Source organism: Microcystis sp. LE19-41.2A, from assembly GCF_027530405.1.
GTDB lineage: Bacteria > Cyanobacteriota > Cyanobacteriia > Cyanobacteriales > Microcystaceae > Microcystis > Microcystis aeruginosa.
Genome location: NZ_JAPZQJ010000541.1, coordinates 1 through 2,977, shown reverse-complemented (window position 1 = coordinate 2,977; position 2,977 = coordinate 1). Strand labels below are relative to the sequence as shown.

At 43.4% G+C, this 2,977-nt stretch carries 3 protein-coding genes and 1 pseudogene; 2 read left to right on the top strand and 2 right to left on the bottom strand.

The features are described from left to right. Positions 1-131: 131 nt before the first annotated feature. Positions 132-260 (top strand): annotated as a pseudogene (locus tag O9290_RS22660) (Uma2 family endonuclease); the annotation flags it as partial. Positions 261-476: 216 nt separating this feature from the next. On the opposite strand, the gene O9290_RS22655 reads toward O9290_RS22660, so the two are convergent. After that, positions 477-1,295, bottom strand: a complete 819-nt coding sequence (locus O9290_RS22655; RefSeq protein WP_288057079.1) for a PEP-CTERM sorting domain-containing protein — start codon at positions 1,293-1,295, stop codon at positions 477-479. A 451-nt stretch (positions 1,296-1,746) separates the two neighbouring features. Here O9290_RS22655 and O9290_RS22650 point away from each other — a divergent pair, with 451 nt between their 5' ends. Then, positions 1,747-2,439, top strand: a complete 693-nt coding sequence (locus tag O9290_RS22650) for a pirin family protein (RefSeq protein ID WP_288057077.1) — start codon at positions 1,747-1,749, stop codon at positions 2,437-2,439. 60 nt (positions 2,440-2,499) lie between these two features. Here the strand turns inward: O9290_RS22650 and O9290_RS22645 are convergent, their stop codons facing one another. Then, the gene (locus tag O9290_RS22645; RefSeq protein ID WP_002762569.1) at positions 2,500-2,742 is read right to left on the bottom strand and encodes a hypothetical protein; all 243 of its coding nucleotides are present in this window, start codon (positions 2,740-2,742) and stop codon (positions 2,500-2,502) included. Positions 2,743-2,977 lie beyond the last annotated feature (235 nt).

Sequence of the window (2,977 nt, the reverse complement as noted above, 5' to 3'; positions counted from 1 at the left end):
CTGAAATGGGGCGAAAGTCTGTGGACTCTGTGTAAGACAGTACATGGTTTTTTAACTGTGGTATGCGACGGTGGTGGAAGCAGAAACTTAAATCGTGAGGTTTAGGAATCGCCGCACTTTTAGGGCGGCGAGGATGTCAAGACAGCCAATTACGCTTTTTTACCCCTGAAGGTAAACTTGTTCCCACCCCTGAAGAAGTGGCAGAAAAGATGGCTCGGAAATTACAAGATTTAGGGATAGATTGGCGAGATTTGGCTTAAGTTTGACCTGAAATCTCGCTCAAGCCAGCTGAACTGCAACTTATGAAGTAATCTGCCCAAATGCTACAGTTAGGCGTTTTTACCGCAACAATAAACAAAAATCGAGCTATATTTGCCAGTTCTCGACATGATTTGCTATACTCCAAGAAGTAACTACATTCTTCCTCAGCCCCCAATGGGGGGCTTTTTCTTGGTAAAAAAGAAGCGATCGAAGGCTTATTTTGGCTCTTTTTTGCCTTTAAATCCGACTATTGAGCTTAAACCTACCGCAATTAAGCCTAATACAGTTGAAGGTTCGGGTACCTTTGCTTGTCTCACTGTATGGTTAGCAGCATAGTCTCTGTGATTGTGTTCAACATCACCTATCAAGAAAAAGTCCATCTGATCAGCACCCAGATTTGTATGAAGATTCGCTGTTTGATCACCGACCGGTCCTTTGACAATTACAGCACCAGGAGGAGGTGTTGATCCCCAACTTCCACTAGCCGTTAATTGATCTGGGGTAAGCAAAGAACAGTCAGCTTCAAACCCAGGCAATGCAGCAATTTCAGCCACACATATAGCATTTTGCATCCCACTACCTACTGGAGCAGCTAGAACTTGCCAATCTAAGTTTAAAACAGAGCTAAATGTATGATCCTGATTGATTGTCATTATCCCAGTTGACCTGCTTCCGGGGGCAATCTTAACAAACAGATCAACTAACTGACCATTAATAGCTACCGGGTCAATGCTTATTAAAGAGAGATTGGTCATCTCAATAGGAATATTACAAGTACCCGCATTAAAAACACAGTCAGCTTGCCGTTCAACAGTAGTATCAGTGTTACCAGGGCCAAAGGGTAGTCCTTTTAATTGGACTGTTCCCAATCCATCAATAGTCACAAAGTTAGAGCCTGCAGGTGAACTAAGATAATCTGTTCCTGCCACTACTGTTGCAGCTTTCACCGCTTCTGGCATCCCTAATAAAGCAACCCCCAAACCCACAGCACCAATGAGACCCGTAGTGACGGGTTTTAACCGAGTATTAATCATTTGACTGAAACTCCTTCGAGTAACTACATTCTTTCCTGCAATTTTACAGTAATAATTTTTCTTGTCAAGTCATCAATCAGGATAATTTATTAAGTTTTATTACACTATTTACCCGGGTAAGCGCAGCTCAAACGCTGTTGACAATTCGCCAATTTTGTCAGCCCCTTGCTGTGTAGGCATTTCAAATGATAGCAGTCAATCAGAATAGTTACAAACTCGACCTATTTGGTCGATTGTTGCTTAACAATTGAGAGGGCAAATTCTACCCAAATATACCCAAATCGCCCTCTAGGTTTATTTTGTCAAGGATTGTTAAGATGCGCTTGCCGTGACTATCTACACTTCCTATCCCTCCTCTGACAGAAAAGGGATAACAAAACCCATCAGCTATCCTTAGTTGATCTAGCAAAAAGCCTTGAGAATATAATAGAGATAAAAAAGAGGAAAACCGATGATTACTATACGCAAAGCTGAGGAAAGAGGCCACGCTAACTATGGTTGGTTGGATACCTATCATACTTTTTCTTTTGCCCAATATTATGATCCCCAACAGATTAATTTTAGGAGTCTAAGAGTTATTAATGAGGATAAAGTGATTGGGGGAAAAGGATTTCACACCCACGGACACCACGATATGGAGATTTTAACCTATGTTTTGGAGGGAGAACTAGAACACCAAGACAGTCTCGGCACGGGTTCCGTGATTCGACACGGTGAAATTCAACGGATGAGCGCAGGAACAGGAATAAAACACAGTGAATTTAATCATTCTGCCACTAATCCCCTCCATCTCCTGCAAATCTGGATTATTCCCGACAAAAAAGACCTAGAACCCAGTTATGAACAAAAAGCGATCGAATTTTCTCCCCATACCTTACAATTAATCGCCTCTCCCACCGGTGCCGGCAACGCGGTTAAAGTCCATCAAGACGTTAATCTCTACGCGGGAATTTTGCCCCTAGACCAGTCCCTCACCCATTCCTTAGATGGAGGTCGTTATGCCTGGTTACAGGTGGCTAGAGGGCAAATAACCGTGAATGGCGTGCATTTACAAGCGGGGGATGGAGCGGCAATTAGCGAGGAAACTTCCTTGGCTATTCAATCTCTAGAAGACTCGGAAATTTTGCTTTTTGACCTAGGGTAGTGGGGTTGAGTGTTAGGGTTACTAGGGGCGAAGTTTTGCCGCCAATTCCCCGGCCGACTTTCAGCCATCAATACTGTCCACCACGCTCAGAAAATCGTTGTGGATTAGCTCGGCGATAAAATTCTCCGGATCGGTGATGGGAACAGTAACGCCTTGGCTGGCTACCATCTGTGCAGCCATCCGAGTCATGAAGTCCTGTCTTGTTTCCGTCATTCTGCCCTGACATTGTTGTAATTTTTCCACCAATTCCAGTGGGGAATCGGCCACCAGTTTATATCCCTCGCGGGTGACATAAATTGTCATCTTTCCTACCTCCTAAATGATCGGGAACGAGAATTCGGCACTACTAAACCACTTCTTTTCTCGCTATCATTATTGCCAGTTAGTTAGGGCTTGCTGAATAAATCTAAAAACCTTGTTGGGTAAGACTTTTAGACCTTTTGTCAATCAAAAAGTACTGGATCTGGGAGTGATCGGGGGGAAATTTAGGCACTTTTTCCCTGAAAATTAGGTAATTGGCCACCTCAAAACTGGTAAA